Origin of the sequence: Aquamicrobium segne (assembly GCF_042656785.1) — a bacterium.
GTDB lineage: Bacteria > Pseudomonadota > Alphaproteobacteria > Rhizobiales > Rhizobiaceae > Mesorhizobium > Mesorhizobium segne.
The window spans coordinates 200,635-222,990 of the sequence record NZ_JBHSLL010000056.1; the positions used below are offsets into that span (position 1 = coordinate 200,635).

At 55.0% G+C, this 22,356-nt stretch carries 24 protein-coding genes and 1 tRNA gene; 12 read left to right on the forward strand and 13 right to left on the reverse strand.

Annotated elements, in window-relative coordinates:
- Positions 1–6: 6 nt before the first annotated feature.
- The 3 genes from ACFPLB_RS15530 to ACFPLB_RS15540 all read right to left on the reverse strand — a co-directional run bounded on the left by ACFPLB_RS15530 (position 7) and on the right by ACFPLB_RS15540 (position 3,584).
- Positions 7–1,578 carry a Re/Si-specific NAD(P)(+) transhydrogenase subunit alpha gene (locus ACFPLB_RS15530; RefSeq protein ID WP_378231277.1) on the reverse strand — a complete coding sequence of 524 codons (1,572 nt, stop codon included), beginning with the start codon at positions 1,576–1,578 and terminating at the stop codon, positions 7–9.
- A gap of 178 nt (positions 1,579–1,756) precedes the next feature.
- Positions 1,757–3,154: an aspartate ammonia-lyase gene (locus tag ACFPLB_RS15535; protein ID WP_378231279.1), complete on the reverse strand. Its 1,398-nt coding sequence runs from the start codon at positions 3,152–3,154 to the stop codon at positions 1,757–1,759.
- Between the two features lie 97 nt (positions 3,155–3,251).
- A complete protein-coding gene (locus ACFPLB_RS15540) occupies positions 3,252–3,584 on the reverse strand; it encodes an XdhC family protein (protein ID WP_378231281.1) in 333 nt (110 codons plus the stop codon).
- 206 nt (positions 3,585–3,790) lie between these two features.
- Between ACFPLB_RS15540 and ACFPLB_RS15545 the strand changes: the two genes are divergently transcribed.
- A complete protein-coding gene (locus tag ACFPLB_RS15545) occupies positions 3,791–4,360 on the forward strand; it encodes a UbiX family flavin prenyltransferase (RefSeq protein ID WP_378231284.1) in 570 nt (189 codons plus the stop codon).
- Positions 4,361–4,432: 72 nt separating this feature from the next.
- On the opposite strand, the gene ACFPLB_RS15550 is transcribed toward ACFPLB_RS15545, so the two are convergent.
- The 4 genes from ACFPLB_RS15550 to ACFPLB_RS15565 all read right to left on the reverse strand — a co-directional run bounded on the left by ACFPLB_RS15550 (position 4,433) and on the right by ACFPLB_RS15565 (position 8,572).
- Positions 4,433–5,077, reverse strand: a complete 645-nt coding sequence (locus ACFPLB_RS15550) for a carbonic anhydrase (protein ID WP_378231286.1) — start codon at positions 5,075–5,077, stop codon at positions 4,433–4,435.
- Between the two features lie 208 nt (positions 5,078–5,285).
- Entirely contained in the window at positions 5,286–6,302 is a 1,017-nt protein-coding gene (locus tag ACFPLB_RS15555; protein ID WP_378231289.1) for an Hsp33 family molecular chaperone, read from the reverse strand.
- A gap of 138 nt (positions 6,303–6,440) precedes the next feature.
- Entirely contained in the window at positions 6,441–7,364 is a 924-nt protein-coding gene (argF, locus tag ACFPLB_RS15560) for an ornithine carbamoyltransferase (RefSeq protein ID WP_378231291.1), read from the reverse strand.
- 14 nt (positions 7,365–7,378) lie between these two features.
- The gene (locus ACFPLB_RS15565) at positions 7,379–8,572 is read right to left on the reverse strand and encodes an aspartate aminotransferase family protein (RefSeq protein ID WP_378231293.1); all 1,194 of its coding nucleotides are present in this window, start codon (positions 8,570–8,572) and stop codon (positions 7,379–7,381) included.
- Between the two features lie 348 nt (positions 8,573–8,920).
- Here ACFPLB_RS15565 and ACFPLB_RS15570 point away from each other — a divergent pair, with 348 nt between their 5' ends.
- From ACFPLB_RS15570 to ACFPLB_RS15580, 3 genes are all read left to right on the forward strand, one after another.
- Positions 8,921–9,442 carry a GcrA family cell cycle regulator gene (locus ACFPLB_RS15570; RefSeq protein ID WP_378231295.1) on the forward strand — a complete coding sequence of 174 codons (522 nt, stop codon included), beginning with the start codon at positions 8,921–8,923 and terminating at the stop codon, positions 9,440–9,442.
- Between the two features lie 278 nt (positions 9,443–9,720).
- Complete coding sequence (locus tag ACFPLB_RS15575; RefSeq protein WP_378231297.1) at positions 9,721–11,547, forward strand: glycosyltransferase; 1,827 nt, start codon at positions 9,721–9,723, stop codon at positions 11,545–11,547.
- A 120-nt stretch (positions 11,548–11,667) separates the two neighbouring features.
- The gene (locus ACFPLB_RS15580) at positions 11,668–12,792 is read left to right on the forward strand and encodes a sensor histidine kinase (protein WP_378231425.1); all 1,125 of its coding nucleotides are present in this window, start codon (positions 11,668–11,670) and stop codon (positions 12,790–12,792) included.
- A 48-nt stretch (positions 12,793–12,840) separates the two neighbouring features.
- Here the strand turns inward: ACFPLB_RS15580 and ACFPLB_RS15585 are convergent, their stop codons facing one another.
- Entirely contained in the window at positions 12,841–13,287 is a 447-nt protein-coding gene (locus ACFPLB_RS15585) for a pseudoazurin (protein ID WP_378231299.1), read from the reverse strand.
- 196 nt (positions 13,288–13,483) lie between these two features.
- Here ACFPLB_RS15585 and ACFPLB_RS15590 point away from each other — a divergent pair, with 196 nt between their 5' ends.
- Complete coding sequence (locus tag ACFPLB_RS15590; RefSeq protein ID WP_378231301.1) at positions 13,484–14,179, forward strand: Crp/Fnr family transcriptional regulator; 696 nt, start codon at positions 13,484–13,486, stop codon at positions 14,177–14,179.
- Here ACFPLB_RS15590 and ACFPLB_RS15595 read toward each other — a convergent pair.
- The 3 genes from ACFPLB_RS15595 to ACFPLB_RS15605 all read right to left on the reverse strand — a co-directional run bounded on the left by ACFPLB_RS15595 (position 14,176) and on the right by ACFPLB_RS15605 (position 15,700).
- Complete coding sequence (locus tag ACFPLB_RS15595) at positions 14,176–14,385, reverse strand: DUF1858 domain-containing protein (protein ID WP_378231303.1); 210 nt, start codon at positions 14,383–14,385, stop codon at positions 14,176–14,178. The two genes, ACFPLB_RS15590 and ACFPLB_RS15595, sit on opposite strands and share 4 nt — an antisense overlap.
- A 202-nt stretch (positions 14,386–14,587) precedes the next feature.
- Complete coding sequence (gene pdxY / locus ACFPLB_RS15600) at positions 14,588–15,457, reverse strand: pyridoxal kinase PdxY (protein ID WP_378231306.1); 870 nt, start codon at positions 15,455–15,457, stop codon at positions 14,588–14,590.
- A 3-nt stretch (positions 15,458–15,460) separates the two neighbouring features.
- Positions 15,461–15,700: a hypothetical protein gene (locus ACFPLB_RS15605; protein WP_378231308.1), complete on the reverse strand. Its 240-nt coding sequence runs from the start codon at positions 15,698–15,700 to the stop codon at positions 15,461–15,463.
- Positions 15,701–15,881: 181 nt separating this feature from the next.
- On the opposite strand from ACFPLB_RS15605, the gene ACFPLB_RS15610 reads away from it, so the two are divergent.
- On the forward strand, positions 15,882–16,388 hold the full coding sequence (locus ACFPLB_RS15610; RefSeq protein ID WP_378231310.1) for a GNAT family N-acetyltransferase: 507 nt from the start codon (positions 15,882–15,884) through the stop codon (positions 16,386–16,388).
- A gap of 142 nt (positions 16,389–16,530) precedes the next feature.
- Complete coding sequence (gene ppa / locus ACFPLB_RS15615; protein WP_378231312.1) at positions 16,531–17,064, forward strand: inorganic diphosphatase; 534 nt, start codon at positions 16,531–16,533, stop codon at positions 17,062–17,064.
- 18 nt (positions 17,065–17,082) lie between these two features.
- Here ppa and ACFPLB_RS15620 read toward each other — a convergent pair whose 3' ends face one another.
- Both ACFPLB_RS15620 and ACFPLB_RS15625 read right to left on the reverse strand, forming a co-directional pair.
- Complete coding sequence (locus ACFPLB_RS15620) at positions 17,083–17,397, reverse strand: DUF167 family protein (protein WP_378231427.1); 315 nt, start codon at positions 17,395–17,397, stop codon at positions 17,083–17,085.
- Between the two features lie 8 nt (positions 17,398–17,405).
- The gene (locus ACFPLB_RS15625; RefSeq protein WP_378231314.1) at positions 17,406–17,696 is read right to left on the reverse strand and encodes a YggT family protein; all 291 of its coding nucleotides are present in this window, start codon (positions 17,694–17,696) and stop codon (positions 17,406–17,408) included.
- 141 nt (positions 17,697–17,837) lie between these two features.
- On the opposite strand from ACFPLB_RS15625, the gene ACFPLB_RS15630 reads away from it, so the two are divergent.
- From ACFPLB_RS15630 to ACFPLB_RS15650, 5 genes are all read left to right on the forward strand, one after another.
- Positions 17,838–17,913 (forward strand) — tRNA-Ala (locus tag ACFPLB_RS15630).
- Between the two features lie 562 nt (positions 17,914–18,475).
- Entirely contained in the window at positions 18,476–19,378 is a 903-nt protein-coding gene (locus ACFPLB_RS15635; protein WP_378231316.1) for a siderophore ABC transporter substrate-binding protein, read from the forward strand.
- Positions 19,379–19,456: 78 nt separating this feature from the next.
- On the forward strand, positions 19,457–20,425 hold the full coding sequence (locus ACFPLB_RS15640) for an ABC transporter permease (protein WP_378231318.1): 969 nt from the start codon (positions 19,457–19,459) through the stop codon (positions 20,423–20,425).
- Positions 20,415–21,383, forward strand: coding sequence for an iron chelate uptake ABC transporter family permease subunit (locus ACFPLB_RS15645; RefSeq protein WP_378231320.1), 969 nt, complete (start codon positions 20,415–20,417; stop codon positions 21,381–21,383). The genes ACFPLB_RS15640 and ACFPLB_RS15645 overlap by 11 nt, the downstream gene beginning before the upstream one ends.
- Positions 21,380–22,132 carry an iron ABC transporter ATP-binding protein gene (locus tag ACFPLB_RS15650; RefSeq protein WP_378231322.1) on the forward strand — a complete coding sequence of 251 codons (753 nt, stop codon included), beginning with the start codon at positions 21,380–21,382 and terminating at the stop codon, positions 22,130–22,132. Before ACFPLB_RS15645 ends, ACFPLB_RS15650 begins: the two co-directional genes overlap by 4 nt.
- The last annotated feature ends 224 nt before the right edge of the window (positions 22,133–22,356 follow it).

Genomic DNA, 22,356 nt, shown 5'->3' on the forward strand with positions numbered 1-22,356 from the left:
GCGCCCTCACGACTTCTGGAACATAGCCAGCATCCGGCGTGTCACCAGGAAGCCGCCGACAATATTGATGGAAGCAATCAGCACCGAAATGGCGGCCAGCACCAGCACCAGCCAGTTTCCGGTTCCGATTTGCAAAACAGCGCCCAAAATGACGATGCCGGAAATGGCGTTTGTCACCGCCATCAAGGGCGTATGCAGGCTGTGAGACACGTTCCAGATGACTTGAAAGCCGATAAAGCAGGCAAGCACAAACACGATAAAATGGCCCATGAAGCTGGGCGGCGCATAAAGCGAAAGCAGGGCTGTGATCGCAACAAAACCAGTCAGCAGCAGCGCTTGCGAGCGTGTCTGCGCCTTTGCCTGTGCAGCCTCTTGCGCCAGTCTTTCCTCGCGCGTCAGTTCTTTTGGCTTGTCCTTTGGCCGGGCAGCGGCAATTGCCTTGACCTTGGGGGGCGGTGGCGGCCAGGTAATTTCACCCTCATGTACCACGGTGGCGCCACGAATAACGTCATCTTCCATATTCTGGTTGATCACGCCATCCTTGCCCGGCGTCAGGTCGGCCAGCATATGGCGCACATTGCTGGCATAAAGATTTGAAGCCTGCGCCGCCATCCGGCTGGGGAAATCCGTATAACCGATAATGGTCACGCCGTTGTCTGTAACAATGCGCTGATCGGGAACGGTCAGATCGCAATTGCCGCCACGCTCTGCCGCCAGATCGACAATGACCGAACCGCGCTTCATGGCGGCGACCATGTCCTGTGTCCATAATTTGGGTGCGGGCCGCCCCGGAATGAGCGCTGTTGTGATGACAATATCGACCCGAGGCGCCAGTTCGCGGAATTTTTCCAGTTGCTTGGCGTGAAACTCCGGCGATGAGGGTTGCGCATAACCGCCGCTTGCAGAACCGTCCTGTGTCGGTTCAAAATCCAGAAAGACGAATTCCGCCCCCATGCTTTCAATCTGCTCGGCCACTTCGGGGCGAACATCAAACGCATAGGTGATGGCGCCAAGGCTGACACTGGCGCCAATGGCGGCAAGACCGGCCACGCCAGCACCCACCACCAGCACCCGTGCGGGCGGAATCTTGCCTGCTGCGGTAACCTGCCCGGTAAAGAACCGGCCAAAATTATTGGCCGCTTCAATGACGGCGCGATAGCCAGCCAGATTGGCCATCGACGACAAGGCATCCATTTTTTGCGCGCGCGAGATGCGCGGCACCATATCCATGGCCAGAACCGTCACACCGCGGGCCTTGGCCTGCTCCAGAAGTTCCGGGTTCTGGGCTGGCCAGAAAAACGAGATCAGCGTCTGGCCTTTTTTCATCAAATCGATGTCTTGCGGCTGCGGCGCCAAAACCTTGACCAGCACATCGGCGCTGTTGACCAGCGCCTCGCGCCCGTTCACGACGACAACACCGGCTGCTTCATAGGCGCTGTCGGGAAAACCGGCCTTGTCGCCCGCGCCTGCCTCGATCAGGCACTCATGGCCCAGTTTTTGTAATTGCACAGCCGAATCCGGGGTCAGTGCGACCCTGTTTTCGCCTGTAAAATCTTCCGCCAAAGCCCCGATTTTCATCAACTGCGCTCCCGACCGCACCAAGATGCGGCACCAATATAAAGATAAAAGAAAACCGGCCCCGACAGGAGCCGATTCGCCTTGTCTGTCATCTGATCTTTTTTACAGATTCAAGACTGGCAGGAAAGTGCAAAGCATAAATTGCGCCTGTGAAACCTCTAAAAGAATGCAACACCAATCAATTTGCGGGTGCCAGCCATGTCTGTTGTTTGAGCGCGGCAAATTCATCTGCCGTCATGATCCCCAGATCGGCGACGACTTCTGCAACCGTACAACCATTATCTGTAGCCAGACGGGCAATACGCGCGGCCTCTTCATAGCCGATTTTCGGCACCAGAGCCGTGGAAACGACCAGGCTGTTATTGACCAGCATATCGCAATGTCTTGTGTCTGCCACAATGTCGTCAACACAACGCTGGCGTAAGACATTCATGCCCCGGGTAAGAATCCGGGTGGATTGCAGGATGTTGAACAGTATTACCGGCTCCATCGCATTCAATTGCATCTGTCCGGCTTCGGCAGCAAAACTCACGGTCAGATCATTGCCGACGACCTGAAAGGCGATCTGATTGACGACTTCGGGGATGACCGGGTTTACCTTGCCCGGCATGATGGAAGAGCCGGGCTGAACGGCAGGCAGCATGATTTCGCCAAGGCCGGTGCGTGGCCCGCTGCTGAGCAGGCGAAGATCATTACAGATTTTCGACAGTTTTAGGGCAATGCGCTTCAACCCGGAAGAAAAGGCGACCAAAGCCCCGACATCTGAGGTGGCCTCAATGAGATCCCTGGCCGGGGTCAGTTGATAATTGCTGATCTGCGAAAGATGAGCGGCGACAATTTTTGAATAGCCTTCAGGCGCATTGATGCCGGTTCCAATGGCGGTGCCGCCAAGGTTTATTTCTTTCAGATCTTCGCTCAATTGCACGATATGGGCGATGTCTTTTTCGATTGTCGAGGCAAAAGCGGCAAATTCCATGCCCAGCGTCATGGGAACCGCATCCTGCAACTGGGTGCGCCCGACCTTGTTGATTGCGCGAAATTCGGCTGCCTTGTCGGCAAAAGCCTGACGCAACTGGTCCTGGGCGATTGTCAGCACCTTGCATTGGGCCAGTATGGCAAGATGCATGGCGGTCGGATAGACATCATTGGTGGATTGCGAGCGATTGACGTGATCATTGGGATGAAGCCTGTGATAGTCGCCAGGCTGTGCGCCAAGATTTTTCAAGGCGATATTGGCGATCACCTCATTGGCGTTCATATTGGTTGAGGTACCCGCCCCGCCCTGAATCATGTCCACGGCAAAATAGTGATGATGCTGTCCGGCAATGATTTCGTCGCAAGCACCGACAATGGCGTCGCACAGGCTCTTTTCAAGCACCTGTGTATCCAGATTGGCCAGCGCGCAGGCTTTCTTGACCATGGCCAGCGCCACGACCAGTTCAGGATAATGGCTGACCGGTACATCGGTAATGGGAAAGTTTTCCAGGGCCCGGGCTGTTTGAATGCCATAGAGCGTGTCTCTGGGAAGTTCCATCTTGCCCAGAAAATCCTGTTCGGTCCGATTTTGTGCCAGCATGCTTTTGTCTCGAATATCTGCTGTTGGTGTGATCCTGCTTTTGCACAGGCTACGGCAGCGATCAACCATTTGAAAGATAACGAGACAGTTTAAAGCCTTATTCCAGCTTTTCCACATAGACCCGGATGCGCCCGCCGCAGGACAAACCCACTTGCCATGCGGTTTCATCAGCAACGCCAAAGTCGAGCATTTTTGCTTGCCCGCTCTCAATCACGTCAAGCGCTTCTGTTATGACGGCTCCTTCCACGCAGCCGCCCGATACAGAGCCTTCAAAATGTCCGTCTGCATCGATGACCAGTTGGCTGCCTGTTCTACGCGGCGCCGAGTTCCAGGTTTCAACCACGGTTGCCAGCGCCACATCTCGCCCCTCCTTCAGCCATTTCTCGCCAATTGAAAGGGGGTCGTTTTGCAGATCATGAGACAGGGGCATTTGAGATCACCTTTGAGGCCAGCCTGAATTCTGTGACAAGAGAATTTTCAGCATTTTGGGCATGATGACAAATCAGGCCTGAGCGGACAAGCGCTCTGCTTTTATCCAGTCGCATTTGTGCTTGCGCCAGATGGTGCTATCTGTACTCGCAAAATGCTCCAGACGGCGTTGATTTTCTTTAAAATTGCCGTTTCAAAGGAATGAATATGCGCCGCATCATTATTGCCATAACCGGAGCGTCAGGTGTCATATATGGTGTTCGGGCGCTGCAACTTCTGGCCGAAGTGCAAGACATTGAAACCCACGCCATCATTTCGCCCGCGGCATTGCAAACCGCAAAAGAAGAGATTGACATCAGCCCGGCGCAGATACGCGATCTGGCCGATGTCATCCATAATTATCGCGATATTGGTGCGGCGGTTTCTTCCGGTTCGTTTCAAACCTGTGGAATGCTGGTGGCGCCTTGTTCCATCAAGACGCTGAGTGGTATTGCCCATTGCTATAATGACAACCTGATTGTGCGCGCTGCCGATGTTTGTCTGAAAGAGCGCAGGCCGGTTGTGTTGATGTTACGCGAAACGCCGTTTCATGCCGGTCATATCGAACTGATGGCGCAGGCGACCAGAAATGGCGCCATCATCATGCCGCCAGTGCCAGCCTTTTACAGCCGCCCGCAAAGTCTGGATGACATTGTCACCCAAAGTGTTGGCCGGGCTCTTGATCTTTTCAATATGGAGCTACCGATGGTGCGGCGCTGGAAAGAGTTTGGGCCTTAAACCTGATCCTAAAAAAAGTTGCAGACTTTTTAGACAAGATCATGCGTCTCAAAAGCCCGGGATCAAACAGTTCTAATCCAGTTCGGGTCGCTCGAAATCGCCGGTTTCCTTGTTCATCACCCATAATTCGCCGGTCGAGATGTCAAACCAGGCGCCATAAAGCGTCAGCTTTCCCTTGCCTTCAAGAATGCTTACACAAGGAAAACTGCGCAAATTGGCCAGCGAATAGCGGATCGAAATCCGCTCCAGCGCGGTCTGCCTTTCCGTGGCTGTCATCAGCGTGCTGGTCGAAACCGTTTCGGCGGCCGGACCGATCAGGCTCATCCACCTGCCAATGAAATCACCTGGCGAAAGCGGCGGACCGCCATTGTTAAGGGCAGCTTTGATGCCGCCGCAGCGGCCATGGCCCATGACGACAATATTTTTTACCCGCAGGCTTTGCACCGCAAATTCAAGGGCCGCCGAAGTGGAGCGAAACACACCATCGGGCTCATAAGGCGGCACCAGATTGGCCACATTGCGCAACACGAAAAGCTCGCCCGGCCCGCAATCAAAAATGGTTTCAGGCGCCGAGCGCGAATCGCAGCAGGCAATGATCATGGTTTCGGGGTGCTGCCCCTCATGCGCCAAAGAAGTATAGCGCCCGCTCTCGGCACTATAGCGGCCCTGCATGAAATTGCGGTATCCATGGAGGAGGTGTTCGGGCAGATTGGTCATATTGGCAGCACTTTTCGGTAAGGGATATTGTGGTTTACCGGCAAGCTGCCCTGCGGATCAATGGATAATCCCAAAATTTGCAAAGTTACTGGAATTTATCTCAGGATTTGGCCATGCCTGATGCGACAAGCTGCTTAGAACAGCGGGCGTTCTGACGACAGCTGCTTCTACTGCTCCAGCTTCTTTTTCTCACCGCATTGTTGCGCCGTCAGACGGAACCGTCTGACGGCGCAACAATGCTCTCATTTTCGACAGAGCCAAAATCAGCCGGATCAAATTCATAAACTTTTGAGCAAAACTGACATTCGACACGGATGCTGCCATTTTCGATGCTGTCGGCAATTTCTTCAGCCGTAAAGCCGCGCAACATGCCCTCAATCCGCTCCGAGGAACAAGAACAGCGATCCGCGACTTCCACCTTGTCAAACACGCGCACGCCATGCTCATGAAACAGGCGAAACAGCAGGCGCTCGGCGCCAACCATCGGGTCAACCAGCTCTGTCGGCTCGATGGTGCCAAGCAGCGCCAGAAGCTCTTGCCAGGCATCGTCTTGCGGATGATCACCATGATCGGCCTCATCGCCATCGCCGCCATTGAGATCGGGCATATGCATACGTTCCGGCGCTTGCGGCAGGAATTGCGCAAACATGCCGCCCGCGCGCCATTGCTCGACACCCCCGGCAAGAAGCTGGCGGGCAACTGACAAACGCAAATCTGTCGGAATCTGCTCCGACTGGCGGAAATAAACGCGCGCGGCTTCTTCCAATGTGATGCCGTCAAGCTGCACAATGCCCTGATAGCGCTGCATATGCGCGCCCTGATCAATGGTCAGCGCCAATACGCCCGAACCCAGCAGGCTGACCTCATCAGCCTTGCCTTCAGCCTCCAGTGCCGCCAGCCTGTCCGCATCAAATTTTGCATAGGCGCGCAGCGCATCCGGCGTGCTGAAATCAGCAACCAGCATATCGACCGGCCCGTCCGTGCGGGTCTGAAGAATGAATTTGCCCTGAAATTTCAGTGACGTGCCCATCAAAACCGTCAACACACTGGCCTGCGCCAAAAGCCGGGCCACCGGCTCAGGGTAAGCGTGACGCGACAAGATAGCGTCCAGCATGGGACCAAGCTGGACAGCACGCCCGCGCACATCCAGAGACGCAACCTCGAAAGGCACGACATGGTCATCCCCCGCATGGCCGAATTCACCGAGTTTCGGCTCACGGGTCATGGTTTTGTTTCCGCTCACTTGGCTGGGATCCGGCATGGCTTGTCTCCGGCCACAAAGCCGCTCCTTTTCATAAAGGACCGGCAGGGCATCTTTGATTATGGGATGGTGCGCCGGAGATAGGCACGCATCTCAACCGTTTCAAGCAGCCTCTTCAGCCCCCAGGCACCAGGCCAGAATGGCCTTTTGCACATGAAGGCGATTTTCCGCCTCATCAAACACTACCGAATGCGGCCCGTCGATCACCTCATCGGTCACTTCCTCGCCCCGGTGTGCAGGCAGGCAGTGCATGAACAGCGCGTCAGGAGCGGCCCTGGCCATCAATTGCGCATTCACCTGAAACGGCAAAAACACATTATGGCCACGCGCCCTGTGTTCCTGGTTCATCGACACCCAGGCATCCGTCACCACGCAATCGACACCGGCAACCGCTTCTTCAGCCGTCGAAAAGAAGGTTATCTTTGCGCCATTGTCACGCGCCCAGTCCACATATTTCTGTCCCGGTTCGCTTCCTTGCGGCACCGCAACATTAACATTGAAGGAAAAACGCGCGGCGGCCTCCATCAGGGAATGCAGCACATTATTGCCATCTCCCGTCCAGGCAAAGGTGCGCCCCGCAACCGGGCCGCGATGCTCTTCATAGGTGAGCAGGTCTGCCATGATCTGACAAGGATGCGTATCATCGGTCAGCGCATTGATGACCGGAACGCTGGCGTTTTCGGTCAGTTCGATCAGGCGCTCATGCTCCATGGTGCGGATCATGATGGCATCGACATAGCGTGATAAAACTCTTGCAGTATCGGCAATGGTCTCGGAGCGTCCAAGCTGCATTTCAGCGCCGGTGAGCATGATGGTTTCACCGCCAAGCTGGCGCATGCCCACATCAAAGGACACGCGGGTGCGCGTTGAGGGCTTGTCGAAGATCATGGCCAGAACCTTGCCGTCAAGCGGCCGGGTTCTTGCTCCGGCCTTGAGGCGCGCCTTGCGCCGGGCTGCATCCTCCAGCATGGCGCGCAATACCTGTGCAGACAGGGCAGACAGGTCGGTAAAATGGCGTAGGCTCATCTAGGGCTTTCCGATCACTTGGCTTCGGCAGGGGCTTTCGCGACAGTTTCCGCAGCAGCGCGGATCCGGCCAAGGCTCTGCTGGATTTCCTCATCCGTCACAGTCAATGGCGGCAACAGGCGAATGACATTGTCACCGGCAGGAACAGCCAGCAGTTTTTCAGTGCGCAAGGCCATATTGAGTTGAGCAGCCGGTACGCCACATTTCAGACCCATCATCAGACCAGAACCGCGAATCTCCGCAATTGCCGTCGGGAACTCATCGGCAATGGCTGCCAATCCCTGCTTGAACAGCAGCGCCTTGCGCTTGACCTCATCAAGGAAGCCATCGGCCAGAACCACATCAAGCACCGCATTGCCAACCGCCATGGCCAGCGGATTGCCGCCGAAAGTGGTGCCATGCACGCCAGCCGTCATGCCCTTGGCCGCTTCTGCTGTTGCAAGGCAAGCCGCCACCGGAAAACCACCGCCAATACCCTTGGCAACAGCCATAATGTCGGGGGCAACACCGCTCCACTCATAGGCAAACAGCTTGCCGGTGCGCCCAACACCACATTGCACTTCATCATAGATCAGCAGCAAACCGTGCGTGTCGCACAATTCGCGCAAACGCTTCAATGATTGTGAGGAAATGGGACGGATGCCCCCCTCGCCCTGAACCGGCTCAACCAGAATGGCAGCGGTTTCATCCGTGATCGCCTTTGCCAGGGCGTCCATATCGTCAAACGGAACCTGATCGAACCCATCGACCTTCGGACCAAAACCTTCCAGATATTTCTGCTGGCCGCCAGCGGCGATCGTTGCCAGTGTGCGGCCATGGAAGGCGCCTTCAAAGGTGATGGTCCGATAGCGCTCGGGCTGGCCATTGACATAATGATAGCGGCGCGCGGTCTTGATTGCGCATTCAAGCGCTTCGCCGCCTGAATTGGAAAAAAACACCTTATCGGCAAAACTTGCATCGGTCAGACGCTGCGCCAACCGTGTCTGTTCGGGGATTTCATAAAGATTGGACAGATGCCAGAGCTTGCCGGCCTGCTCTGTCAGGGCCGCAACCAGATGCGGATGGCCATGACCAAGCGAATTGACCGCAATACCTGCAGCAAAATCAAGGTAGCGCGCGCCCTTCTCCGTTATCAGCCACGACCCCTCACCACGTTCAAAAACCAGTGGTATGCGGGCAAAAGTGTCGTAAAGCGCCGAACCGCTCATTATATATCTCTCCGAAACCGGAAACTAAAAAGCCGCCCAATCGGCGGCCTTTTCAGTTTATCAGGGTTTTGCAAGTTTCTGTCAATGGAAAGCTCATACCCATATATTCCGGCCCATATTCCGGATCCGGCGGGCCGCAAGACAAGGCAAGCTGGGGAAAACTGCAAAAACTGATTCGGGATCGGGTGCAGACTCTTGTCACGGAGTCCACACCTATTGTATTCATAGGTCGGGCATAACCAGATTTAGTACGGCCTCCCCCATCCTCCACATAGATGTGGTGTCCAACCAGCTATTGTTGGCACGAGGAAGGATTCTGGAATCCGTCTGTTCAAAGGAGTACAGTCTATGAGTTGGACTGACGAGCGTGTTGAGCTCTTGCAGAAATTATGGGCCGAGGGCCTGAGCGCCAGCCAGATTGCCGGGCAGCTCGGCGGCGTCAGCCGTAATGCCGTTATCGGAAAAGTGCACCGCATGAAACTGTCTGGTCGTGGCCGGGCAACGACTGCTCCCGCACGCCAGAAAAAGGCGACCGCATCGGCAGCACCGGCAGCCAGACCCGCAACCCGCGCGGCTGCCAGCCCTGCGCGGGCCGCTGCCAGCGTGGCGCCCACAACCTTGCAGGCACAGCCCGATGCAAAACCTGTCCTGCGGCAGGACAACCGGCCTGTCGATGATGTTGTTGTGCCGATTTCACGACGCCTTGATCTGACGGAACTGACCGAGCAGACCTGCAAATGGCCAAATGGCGATCCTCTTTCTGACGACTTTAGTTTCTGCGGCAATCAGGCAGGTGAATCCGGCCCTTATTGCGCCTATCATGCGCGACTGGCTTTCCAGCCAGCTTCCGAGCGCCGCCGCGCTCGATAATCCAGACACCGGCTGCTTCCACGGACAACCCCGCCACAAGGCGGGGTTTTTTATTGTTGATCAAATAAAAATCCATGTTAGCGTCTTGCCAGTAAAGCAAAAAAATAAAGTATATCTGGCGATCCTCACTCAGACTTACTCATCAAAAGCAGCTTGATCGTCAGATATATAAATTCAAATGGCGGGGCTGTCTGGATGGTCAATCCAGACTGGGGATTTATTGTCTGCATATATGTAAAGAGCTGAACAAACCCGGTCCTGCATGACAAGGCGGTGTCATGCTTCGGATGATGTATGGAATTGGCAAAGATGATGCGCCTCTTTCCAGAGGTGAAGCCAGAGGTGAAGATTACGACCAGCAATGCCCGGCAGATATCCGGGCATTCACCGGGCAATTGGGACTGGCCTGGCTCGATACGATCGACCCGCACCGCTTTCTTGTCAGCGACGAACAGCTTCGCCTGCTCCTGCGCAGACATAAAAGTCACCTGCCTGTCAGATATCTGCATGATGATGACAAGGTCTATTTCCTGCTATCGACAAGAGTAATCCGGCTTGAGCGTTTGCAGGCCAGTTTGCGCAAGTATTCGCGTCTGGCGCCACGGGTGCGGATTGTCGATGAAAGCATTTTACGTGCCGCGCTGATTGAACGCGCTCGCCCGATGCTGCTGCATATCGCCACGAAAGGTCTGGCCGATCGACATCCTGAAATGTCTGCCCATATCGTTGTCAATGCGTGGCAGGGTTATATGGTGGGTGTGCTCATAACATTGCTGCCCGTTGCCATACTGCTCAAGCCCTTGCAGGTGCTTACCTTTATTCACCTGCTTGCAACCTTGTTCTTTCTTGCCTGTGTGATCTTGCGCATTACGGCCGCTCTTTCGACACGCCTTGAAAAAAGCAAGGCCGCGCCCCTCCCCCGGACTGACGCACCGGTCTATTCGGTGCTGGTCGCGCTTTACAAGGAAGCCAATATCGTTCCTGATCTGCTCACTGCACTGGAGCGGATCATATGGCCGAGAGACAGGCTGGAAATCAAACTGGTCTGTGAAGCCGATGATCTTGAGACATTGGCTGCCCTTCGCGCCCGCACCTTGCCTGCCCATATCGAGATTATCGAAGTGCCACCTGTCGGGCCGCGCACCAAGCCCAAAGCGCTTTCTTATGCGCTGCCTCTGACCAGTGGCGAGTTGATTGTGCTTTATGATGCCGAGGACTGGCCCCATCCCCTGCAACTTGCGCAAGCCTGGGAAAAATTCCGGCGCAACAGTCCCAAACTTGCAGTTCTTCAGGCCCCGCTGGAAATTTCCAATGGCCATGAAAGTGCTGTGGCACGCATGTTCGCCTTTGAATACCGGGCGCTTTTTTATGGATTGCTGCCTTTTCTGGCGCGTATGGGGCTTTTTTTGCCGCTGGGCGGAACCTCCAACCATTTCCGCCGGGAAGCACTGGAAGCTGTCGGCGGCTGGGACCCGTTCAACGTGACAGAAGATGCCGATCTGGGCGTCAGGCTTGCCCGCTTTGGCTACCGGCTTGATGTCCTGTCACTTCCCACCCGGGAAAAGGCTCCTCGCAAATTCAAGGTCTGGATTCCCCAACGCACCCGCTGGTTCAAGGGTTGGGCGCAAACCTGGCTGGTCCATATGCGCACCCCTGCTGCACTGGGCCGCGATCTGGGCCTTTTTTCCTACCTGCTAGTACAGGTGCTGTTTGCAGGAATGCTGGCCTCCATCCTCCTGCATCCGGTCTTGTTGCTAACATTTTTCATTCTCTTCCTGCGCCTTCAGCTCGGCATGACAAATGAAATCCTTTTTCCTGCCTTGATGGCCCTTGATCTGATCAACGTGTCTCTTGGCTATTTTGCTTTCCTGCTGCTGGGCTGGCGCACCCTGCACCCACCACAAAAGCACGGTTTCTGGAGGATCGTGTTTTTGACCCCGGTCTATTGGGTGATGATGTCGCTGGCAGGCTGGCGGGCCATCTGGCACTTGTGGCGTCAGCCATTCAAATGGGAAAAGACCCCGCATGAGGCCATGACGCCGCCGTCTGAAAAATTGTCGACTTTGCACGATCCCACAGCTTCTTGTCACAGACCTTTCATATAGTAAGGTTCATACAATTGCCTGACGCAGCGCATATGCGACGCAAACAAGAATTTAACGAGAAGCATCTTGGCCGATTCAAACAGCCGACAAAAACATGCTCCAGGGCATTTCCTGCATAATATGTGGCGCACAGCCCTGCAAAAAACCGGCTTTCAAACTCATGCAAAAAAGACCGGCAGGAAACATGCAACCACCCCCAGAACCGACAAGCTGCAAGACCTGTCGGCAGAAAATCTTGCAGCAGCCGTAACAGACCCTTTGATCATCTTTGATGAGAATGCCGCCATTATCCATGCCAATGCAGCAGCGCAGGAAGCTTTTGGCGATCTGCGCGCAGGCATGGCGCTGCAACTCAAATTTCGCTCGCCGGAAATGCAGATATTGATTGAAACAGTTTTGGCCAATAATGGCTCGCAATCTGCCGATATTACCAACAAGCTGCCGGTCGAACGTGTTTATCAGGCCACCGCATCTGCGATCGGACATGGTTCACAGCTTTATGTGCTGATGTTCAAGGACCAGAGCGAAGCGCGCCGCATCGACCGGATGCGGGCCGACTTCATTGCCAATGCCAGCCATGAAATGCGCACACCGCTGGCTTCGATTGCCGGTTTTATCGAAACCTTGCAAGGCCCCGCCCGCAATGATCCGGCCGCGCATGAGCAGTTTCTTCAGATCATGCAAAACCAGACCGGGCGCATGGCTGGTCTGATTGACGACATGTTGTCGCTGTCACGGCTGGAGATGAAACCCAATCTCAAACCCGGCACGCTGGTTGATATAAAGCAGATTGTTAAAAGCGTCCTCAATTCGCTGAAACCTCTTGCGGAGGAAAGCGGCCTTGTCATTGAATGTGACTTTACTGACAGCCCCACACAGACAGCCGGCGACCATGACGAGCTTTATCAGGTGTTTCAAAATCTTTTGGAAAATGCCTGCAAATATGGGCGTGACGGCGAACGCATCATTGTCACCATCACTAGCAGCAACACGCCTCCCCATCCCGGAATTGAGGTCGCCGTCCGTGATTTTGGACCCGGTATTGCCGAAGAACATATTCCCCGCGTGACCGAGCGTTTTTATCGCATCGATACGCAAACCACCCAGTCACGCAAGGGCACAGGTCTGGGACTTGCCATCGTCAAGCATATTCTCACACGCCATCAGGGCCGACTGTCCATCCAGTCGGAACCCGGCAAGGGATCAACCTTCACAGTCCACCTGCCCACAAAAAACTTATGCTAGAGCATTTTTTGTGGGCACAGATGGTACCATCCGTACTCACAAAATGCTTTAGGAAGACGGGACCATATCCCACAATTCCGCAAACACCTTCTTCGACTTGCCCGGCGTCTTGACAGCCTTGGCTTCTTCCAGATTGACCGGTGCGCCAACGCTGATCAGCATCACCATGCCCATGCCGTAATGCGGCGTGCATTTGACACCGTAAACGCCTTCCTTATCAACGGTAATGACGATTTCCTCGTTGATCTTGCCCTTGAAAGGCTCGGCTCCTTCGGGGAGCATTCCCTTGATCGACTCGGCATCATGGCCTTTATCGACCGGCACAAAGCGGATCGTATCGCCCGGCTCGGCCCGGACAAAATCAGGCTGAAACACCATTGAGCCCTTCTCGCCCTTGTTGAGCATTTGGACCTCATGTTCAGCCGCTGCCGCACCCTGCGCAGAAATAGCCAGCATTCCCGAGGCAAGTGCTGCAGCGAGAAGTATTTTTTTCATGATTTCTTCCTTTCTTGTCCAGCCTTTCAGGCCTCATCCAGAATTCGGACCCGTCTGACGATAAGATATATATAGCGTGAACAACCACATGCAACTTTGCGAAAATACAAACACAGCGCATATGCAGATACTGATACGAGAGCTTGTTGTCGAAAGCGTGACGTGAGAAAGTCCGGCGCTCATTTGGAGATGCAGATTGAATCGCCTTGACCCCTGCCTGATTGCCGATTTGCCGCCCTTTGAAGCGCTGGAGCCGGATGCGCTGGTTCATATTATCCAAAGCGCCCGATCCAGCCGTGTTGCGGAAGGGGCTGCCATTTTTGAACAGGATCAGGAGGCGCAATCCTTTTTCCTGCTGCTTGATGGGCGGGTGCGCGTTCTCAAGACAACGCCTGACGGCCAGCAGGTTATCATGCGCTATATCATGCCCGGTGAATTGATGGGCATTGCCCAGGCGCTGGGGCGCGATACCTATCCGGCAACAGCCCTGGCGGTTCTGGATTGCGTTGTGCTGATATGGAATGGCCAGTTGTGGAATGAGTTTGTACAAAAATGGCCGGGCTTTGGTCTCAACACCTATAAAATGGTCGGTGTGCGCTTAAACGATGTGCAGACACAGGTGATCGAGATGGCCACCCAGCAGGTTGAACGGCGGGTGGCCCATGCCTTGCTGCGGCTGGCGCATCAATCGGGACGCAAAACAGACAACGGAATCCTGATCGATTTTCCCATTTCCCGCCAGGACATTGCTGAAATGACCGGCACCACATTGCACACAGTCAGCAGACTGTTGACCGCATGGGAGACAAAAAAACTGGTTAGTGGCGGGCGGATGCAAGTGTACATTACCGACCCGCATGCACTGCTTCTGCTGGCCGAAGGAAGAACCTAACCTTCAATGGCTTCCATCAACGCCTTGCGAAATTCTTCACCATCAATTCCATGAACACGAACTGCATCATCAACCGTGTGAAAAAGCGCTATCGGGCAACCAACGCATAACAAGCCATGATCGAGCACGACACGAATGGTGGCTGGCCATTGCCGCATGATTTCATTCATGCTCATGTCATCCCGATATTTCATATTGGTGGCCATGCGCCGCGCGGGTCCTTCCTGCTATCAAGACCTTGCTCAAAAGAAGATGGAAACATCAAATGATCTGGGCTGGTTCTGCTTTGAGAAGGACATCGCAAGAGCGCCTTTAATCATGACATCATGCAAAGCCTATCGGCTTTACAGATGCGTGACTTTGCGCAAACACAAATAACCAGCCCTGACGTAAGCACAGGGCAAAACCTCAGCAGGCATGCCTTTCATGCTGAAGCGCCACCTCGGCTGAAGGATGCAGTAGGCTGTGGGCATCGGTCTCGATCTGCAATTCATTGCTGCCGCGCAAGGATGCTCTTTGCAGAAGTTCATAAACCGAGGCTGTCGTGGCCCGTAGCGCGCCAGCAGAGGTAAACCGGCCAAGCAGCCGGGCCAGATAAAGCGCTGCAGTCAGATCGCCAACACCATTGGGCGGGTCGGCAATCAGGTCGTGTTCTGCAAATATTTCCTGTGTGCCCTCAACCAGAAGATTGCCAATCCGTCCCGCTGCCCGTGATGGAGCAGAAGTCACCAGCATGGTTTTGGCGCACAAAGCCCGCGCCGCCTTGGCCAGCGCGACACGATCCGGCAGATCGCGCCCGGCCATCCAGGCCAGTTCATAGCGGTTGGGCGTGACAATATCGGCCAGCGGCACGAGTTGATCGCGCATGGCCTCGGCCAATTGCTGCGGCACATAAAGCCCGTTCTTGTCGCTGATCACCGGATCGCAGGCATAAAGGGCCTGGCTGTTGCGCGCCTTGACCGCCCCCACCAATGAGGCCACCGCCTGTGCCTGCCGGTAATCCCCCAGAAAGCCGGACAGCACACCCTTGACCTCACCCAGCCAGGGTGAATCTTCCAGATTTTTCAACAATGAAGCAAATTCTTGCGGTGGCGCAACAATCCTTGTGCCGGGGCCATGTCCGGGATGCCATGGTAAAGTGACGGTCGGCACCGCCCAGACCGGAAAGCCCAGCGCCTCCAGCGCAAAAACAGCCGCCCGGTTGCCCACCGTACCGCGCACCACATGGCTGGAAATGACGATGACAGCCTGTTTGGGCTCCGGCAAATCTGTGCTCATATTCTACCCATTGCTGAAAATGAGACGAATCAGCCAGATCGCCATCCCGATTGTGAGCGCCATGCCCAGCACCCGGCCAATGCGCATACCCCAGTCTTCAACAGGATCCAACTGGCCGGGGTCACCCGTCTTTTTTGCCGCCCGCCCCGCAAGAGGCGCCCCGGCCGAAGCAGATTCGGCCGCGATGTCTTTCAGGATACGGTGTGATTCCTGTTGCTGCCGCCTGTTTTCATCTGTGGCCATGGCGCAGATTCCCAAACTTTAAAGCCCTGCCTTCTTCGTCCCATAACGCCATACCACGACAATCTTCAATCGAGGGCATTTTTCTATATTATTGTGACGCCAAATATTTCCATCTGACTGCAAGAAATGCTCCAGGCACAAGGCTTGCGTTCGTTTGACAGGCGATTATGGTTAACAAATCATGAAAACCCTGACGATCGATATTCGCAAGGCCAAACCGCACGACGCTGCTGCAATCGCCGACGTACATCTGGAAGCCTGGCAAGGCGCTTATGCCGGGATCATCCCGCATAAATCACTGACCTTGATGATCAACCGCAGAGGCAGCGACTGGTGGGCCAACGCCATCCACCGCACCGCCACCGTGCTGGTTCTGGAAATCGGTGGCGTCATTGCCGGCTACGCCACCATCGGCCGCAACCGTGCCCGCAAACTGCCCCAGCAGGGTGAAATCTATGAACTTTACCTGCGCCCTGAATATCAGGGCATCGGCCTTGGCAGCCGTCTGTTTGCGGCGGCCCGCAGCCATTTGACCCGGTACGGGATGAAAGGGCTCGTTGTCTGGGTACTGGAAGAAAACACCAATGCGCTTGCTTTTTATGCTGGCGCCGGTGGCAAGGATATGGCGGAAGGCGTCGAAGTCTTTGAGCACAGGGCCTTGAAGAAAATCGCCTTCATCTGGGATTAAGCCGTTTCTGAAAAATATATCAAAATTCACAGTCGGTGCGTTCCGTCGCATTGCGTCTGCCCTCAAGCCCCGCTATTGCGACCCGCAAGGTCATAGCTGCCCAAAACCCTGCCAATCAAACAAACCCCAAGAGGCTCAAGACATGCGCATCGACGCCATATCGCCGGGAAACAATCCGCCGGAAGATGTCAACGTCATCATCGAAGTTCCCGTCGGCGGCGAACCGATCAAATATGAGATGGACAAGGAGGCAGGCACCCTTTTTGTCGACCGCTTTCTCTATACGCCGATGCGCTATCCGGGAAATTACGGCTTTATTCCTCACACGCTTTCCGGCGACGGTGATCCGGTGGACGTCTTGGTCTGCAACACCCGTGCCCTCATTCCAGGCTGCATCATCAATGTGCGACCAATCGGCGTCCTGATCATGGAAGACAATGCCGGCCAGGATGAAAAGATCATTGCCGTTCCCTCACCGCACATCACCAGACGCTATGAAAATGTGCACGATTATACCGATCTGCCGGAAATTTCGCTTGAGCAGATCGCCCATTTCTTTGCCCACTACAAGGATCTGGAACCCGGAAAATGGGTCAAGATCGGTGGCTGGCATGGTGCAGAGCGCGCCCGCCAGATGATTGTGGAAGGTCTTGAGCGCGCCCGCACGGCAAAGTAAGGAACCAGACAGGCCCTGTTATTCTGACAGGGCCTGTTTCAATTTCTGTTGCAAATCTTGCGCATCACCTTGAATACGCACTGTCTTGAGCCGGGCAGTGCTGCCTGCCACCAGATTAACATTTGAGACGGGCACCTTAAGGGTTTTTGCCAGCAGCTTTTCCAGCGCCACATTGGCCGCCCCCTTTTCCGGCACTGCCCGCACGCGCGCCCTGGCATATATCTTGCCGTCAGCCGAAGCTTCCACGCCACCCAGCTCATCTTTTAACGATTTGGGCGTCAACCTCACATAAAGATCAAGGCCGTCATCACGCAGTTTGCAGGGCAGGTCCAGCACCGGCTCTAATAAAACAGCGGCGCTACGCTGGTAATCAGGAATTGCTGCAGGAAGAAGATCGCCAAAAGAACAATAATCGGCGAAATATCGAGACCGCCAAGATCGGGCATGAAACGGCGGATCGGCTGCAAAACCGGCTCGGTCAAACGAAACAGCGTATTGCCGACAGCCCCCACAAACCGATTGCGCGGATTGACGACATTAAATGCGTAAAGCCAGGAAAAAACGGCAGAAAGAATGATAACCCACCAGTAAAGGTTGAGCGCCATGAGAAGGGTATTGATAAGGGCGATCATGCCGGTCTCCGATTATTTGCGACATGTAACCATTGCAGGAGTAGCCGACAAGTCCTTGTGAACTGCAAACGAATGCAGTTGGATAAATTGGCTGCTTGACACTTTCTGCCCCGCTCTCATAAATGCATCATTCTCATTGATGGGGCTGTAGCTCAGCTGGGAGAGCGCGTCGTTCGCAATGACGAGGTCAGGGGTTCGATCCCCCTCAGCTCCACCAATAAACTGGACACGGCCACGTAAATTTTCAGCAAACGGTGTCGAGACCACCCCTTGGCCGCCCGCGTGACGCTACCCTCAACACACAGCGCATCGAGTGCAACAGGAAATGCTCTGCTTATCCGGGAACCGGAAACAGTAGTCTCACGAGAACCCTGTTTGGGGAGAAAATCTCCGTCTTGGCGATGAGTGTTGCATAATCCTGAATCTGGAATCGTTCTAAGATTTAGATGTTGACCAGCCTGTCTCTCATTAATATGAGGACTTTACTCACCAATAAAGAGCAGACAGGACTTTTATGGTCGAAATTTCCTCTTCAGCGTTGCGCCAGCCAAAAAACGGCCTAATCAAAGCCCTTCTGCTCAACACCTGCCTTGCCGCAGCAGCAGCCTCTGGTGCCTGGGGCCAGAATGCAAAAGACGCCGATCTGAACCGGATGCCAAATATTGCGTGATGGATATCGCGGCAAAATACGACTTCAGCAATTGTTTTTCTACCAGGGTCGGCATCAACACTCTATGTGACAGCCAAATCCTGATCAACCATCCAGATGGAATAGTCCTATGAATGTCAAAACCTTCCTTTCAGCACTGGCGCTGACATTGTCGGCGGTCACGCTCGGTTACGCTGCACCGGTTAAACACGCACAGGGCGAAACCAACATCGACGGCGTGCCGCAAAAGATCGTCGTGTTCGACCTTGCTGTTGTGGATACGCTGGACGTGCTCGGCGTCGAAATTGACGGCCTGCCTACCGGTATTTTGCCATCTTATTTACAAAAATATGCAGATTCCGACATCGCCAATATCGGCACGATGTTCGAGCCGGATTACGAGGCGGTTGCTGCGCTAGAGCCGGATCTGATTATCGTTGGCGGTCGCTCTGCGCCGAAATATGCAGAGCTGTCCAGGCTGGCGCCAACCATCGACCTGACGGTTGACCGCACCAATTTTTTCGCCAGCGCCAAGCAGAATGCCGTGACGCTGGGTGAAATTTTTGGCAAGCAGGCTGAAGCTGCCAAGGCTGTCACCGCACTCGACGCCTCGCTGGCAGGCTTGGCAGCTTCAGCCGAAAACGCAGGCAATGTGCTGGTAATGATTACCACTGGCGGGCGCATGAGTGCGCACGGACCGGGATCGCGCTTCGATGTGGTCTTTTCCGATTACGGCTTCAAGCCCGCGGTTGATGGGCTGGACACCGGTACGCATGGCCAGGCAATTTCCAACGAGTTTATTCTGGAAACCAATCCGGACTGGCTGTTTGTCGTTGACCGTGATGCGGCCATCGGGCGCGAGGGAGTTGCGGCCAGCCAGATGCTCGACAATGAACTGGTGAACCAGACCACTGCATGGCAAAAAAATCAGGTCGTCTATCTCGATCCGGTCAGCTGGTATCTGGTTGGTGGCGGCCTCACCGCCATGAGTATCAGCATCGATCAAATTGCTGAGGCGCTCGCCAAAAACTGACCTTTCCCATTTCAAGAAAACCTGTGCAGCGCCGGCCTTCAGGCCGGCATTGCCATTTAAGGCAAGCCGTGTAACCCGATGAAGAGCATCCGTGTTTTTATAGCACCCACTGTGATTCTGGCGCTTGCTGTCATCAGCCTGTTTGTCGGCGTCAGCGATGTCTCCTTGCGCTCGCTTTGGGCAGAAGGGCTTGAAGGCCGCTCGATGCAATTGCTGCTGGCCAGTCGCTTGCCACGAACATTTGCCCTTGTTCTGGCAGGGGCTGGAATGGCGGTTGCCGGGCTGTTAATGCAGATGCTGGTGCGCAATCGCTTCGTCGAACCTTCAACCGTCGGCACAATGGAATCGGCAAGTTTCGGCATGCTGATGGTGGTGCTGTTCGTGCCGGACATGCCGGTGATCGGGCGCATGCTGGTGGCGGCATTCTTCGCGCTGCTCGGCACGGCTCTTTTCTTGCGCTTGTTGCAGGCCATCCCGTTGCGCTCAATCCTGATGGTGCCGCTGGTTGGCATCCTGCTGTCGGGCGTCATCGGTGCGGTGACCACCTTTTTTGCCTACCGTTACAACCTGCTTCAGTCGCTCAGTGCATGGACGACCGGGGATTTTTCCATTGTCCTGCGCGGTCGCTACGAATTGCTGTGGCTTTCAGGCGCAATGGTCATTCTGGCTTATATAGCTGCCGACCGCTTTACGGTTGCCGGGCTTGGCAAGGACTTTGCCACCAATCTTGGCGTCAATCACGGCGTCATCATCACACTCGGGCTGGTGATTGTGTCACTGGTCAGCGCCTCGGTGCTGGTTTCGGTCGGGATGATCCCATTTCTCGGTCTGGTGGTGCCCAACATCGTGAGCCTGATGGTTGGTGACAATGCGCGCCGTTCCCTGCCACTGGTCGCGCTAATGGGAGCCGGGCTGGTTCTGGCCTGTGATATTGTTGGCCGGATCATCATCGCCCCTTACGAAATCCCCATCGGCGCAACCATGGGCGTGCTTGGCAGCGCCTGTTTCCTTTATCTGCTGTTGCGGAGCCGGGCCCGTGTCGCCTGAAGCCCGCAGCCACAGGATAACACTGGTCTTTGCCATTTTGGCGGTGACCAGCTTGCTGGCGTCAATCCTGTTCATGACGCTTGGCGCGCGCGGCAGTTGGTCATTCGTGCTGCCATTTCGCGGGGTGAAGCTGGCGGGATTGCTTCTGGTTGCAGTCGCCATCGCGCTGTCAACGGTGATATTTCAAACAATCGTCAACAACCGTATCCTTACCCCGTCACTCATGGGGTTTGATGCACTTTATGCGCTACTCCAGACAATTCTGGTGTTTATCTTTGGCGCAGCCGGTGTTTCAGGCTTTGACAAGCGGCTGATGTTTGTCGCCGAGACCGGCGCCATGCTGTTATTCGCCAGCTTGTTATATCGCTGGCTGTTTGCAACCACGGCGCGCAGCCTGCATCTATTGTTACTGGTTGGCATTGTATTTGGTGTGCTGTTTCGCTCGATTTCCGGCTTTTTGCAACGGATTATCGATCCAACCGAGTTTCTCATCCTTCAAGACCGGCTGTTTGCAAGCTTCAACAGCATCGACCCGGTCTTATTGACACTTTCAGCTGCAATCCTTGGCGCCTGCTGTACTGCCATCTGGTGGCTGTTGCCAAAACTCGATGTGCTGGCGCTGGGGCGTGAGCACGCAATTGCGCTCGGGATCAATCATCATCTGATCGTGTCGGGTACGCTGCTGCTGGTAATCTTGCTGGTTGCGATATCAACAGCACTGGTAGGGCCGGTCAGTTTTTTTGGCCTGCTTGTTGCCAATCTCGCTTATCTGCTGATGCCAACGGCACGTCACGCAGTCCTTCTCCCCACTGCAGCACTGCTGGCCATTATTTTCCTTGTTGGCGGGCAGACCATCCTTGAACGTGTGTTTGGTTTCGACACAGCCTTGTCGGTGGTGATCGAGTTTGCCGGTGGCATTGTCTTTCTTCTCCTTGTCATTCGTGGAGCCGCACGTTGATCGAAGTCGAAGCCCTTACCAAAACCTATGGTGACACCTGCGTTCTCAATAGCGTGTCAGTGCAACTGGCCAAATCAGGTGTCACGGCAATCATCGGCCCCAATGGAGCAGGCAAATCGACGCTTCTGTCGATCCTCGGGCGCCTGCTCAAGGCTGATGGCGGCAGCGCGCGCGTCGATGGCCTTGATCTTGCAACCACACCGGGCGACGTCATCGCCAGGCGGCTGTCGTTTCTGCGTCAGGATAACCATATGTCGGCACGCTTGACGGTGCGCGAACTTGTCACCTTCGGTCGCTATCCCTATTCAAAAGGCCGCTACACGCCCAATGACAAGGCGCATGTCGAGCGCGCCATCGGGTTCCTTGGGCTTGAGAAGCTGGCTGAGCGTTTTCTCGACGAATTGTCAGGCGGCCAGCGTCAGCGGGCTTTCATCGCCATGGTCGTCTGTCAGGATACCGACTACATGCTACTCGACGAGCCCCTGAACAATCTCGACATCAAGCACGCCATCACGATCATGCAACTGATCCGCGACACGGCGCATCAGTTTGGCAAAACGGTGGTGGTGGTTCTACACGACATCAATATGGCGGCAGCCTATTGCGACCACATCATCATCATGAAGAATGGTGCGGTCATAGAGCATGGCCCCCCGCAAAAGATCATGACCGATGAACTGCTAAGCAGCGTCTATGATGCTGACGTTTCCGTTCACACAGTGGCAGAGCGGCTTGTGGCGATTTACTAGAGCGCCGTGCGTCCAATCGGACGCACAAAGGACGCTCTAACACTTTGAATGAGCATTTTGTGAGTACAGACGGAACCGTCTGGCGTCGCAGAAATGCTCTAATGAGAAAGCCGGAGTAAATTCCATCGGCTCAGGGATTGATCGAAGCGCCGAGCTTCTATTGCCAGAAATTTAGCGCAAGTTGATGGACCTGCCACACTTTGCTCCGGTCAGAACGCCTGTTG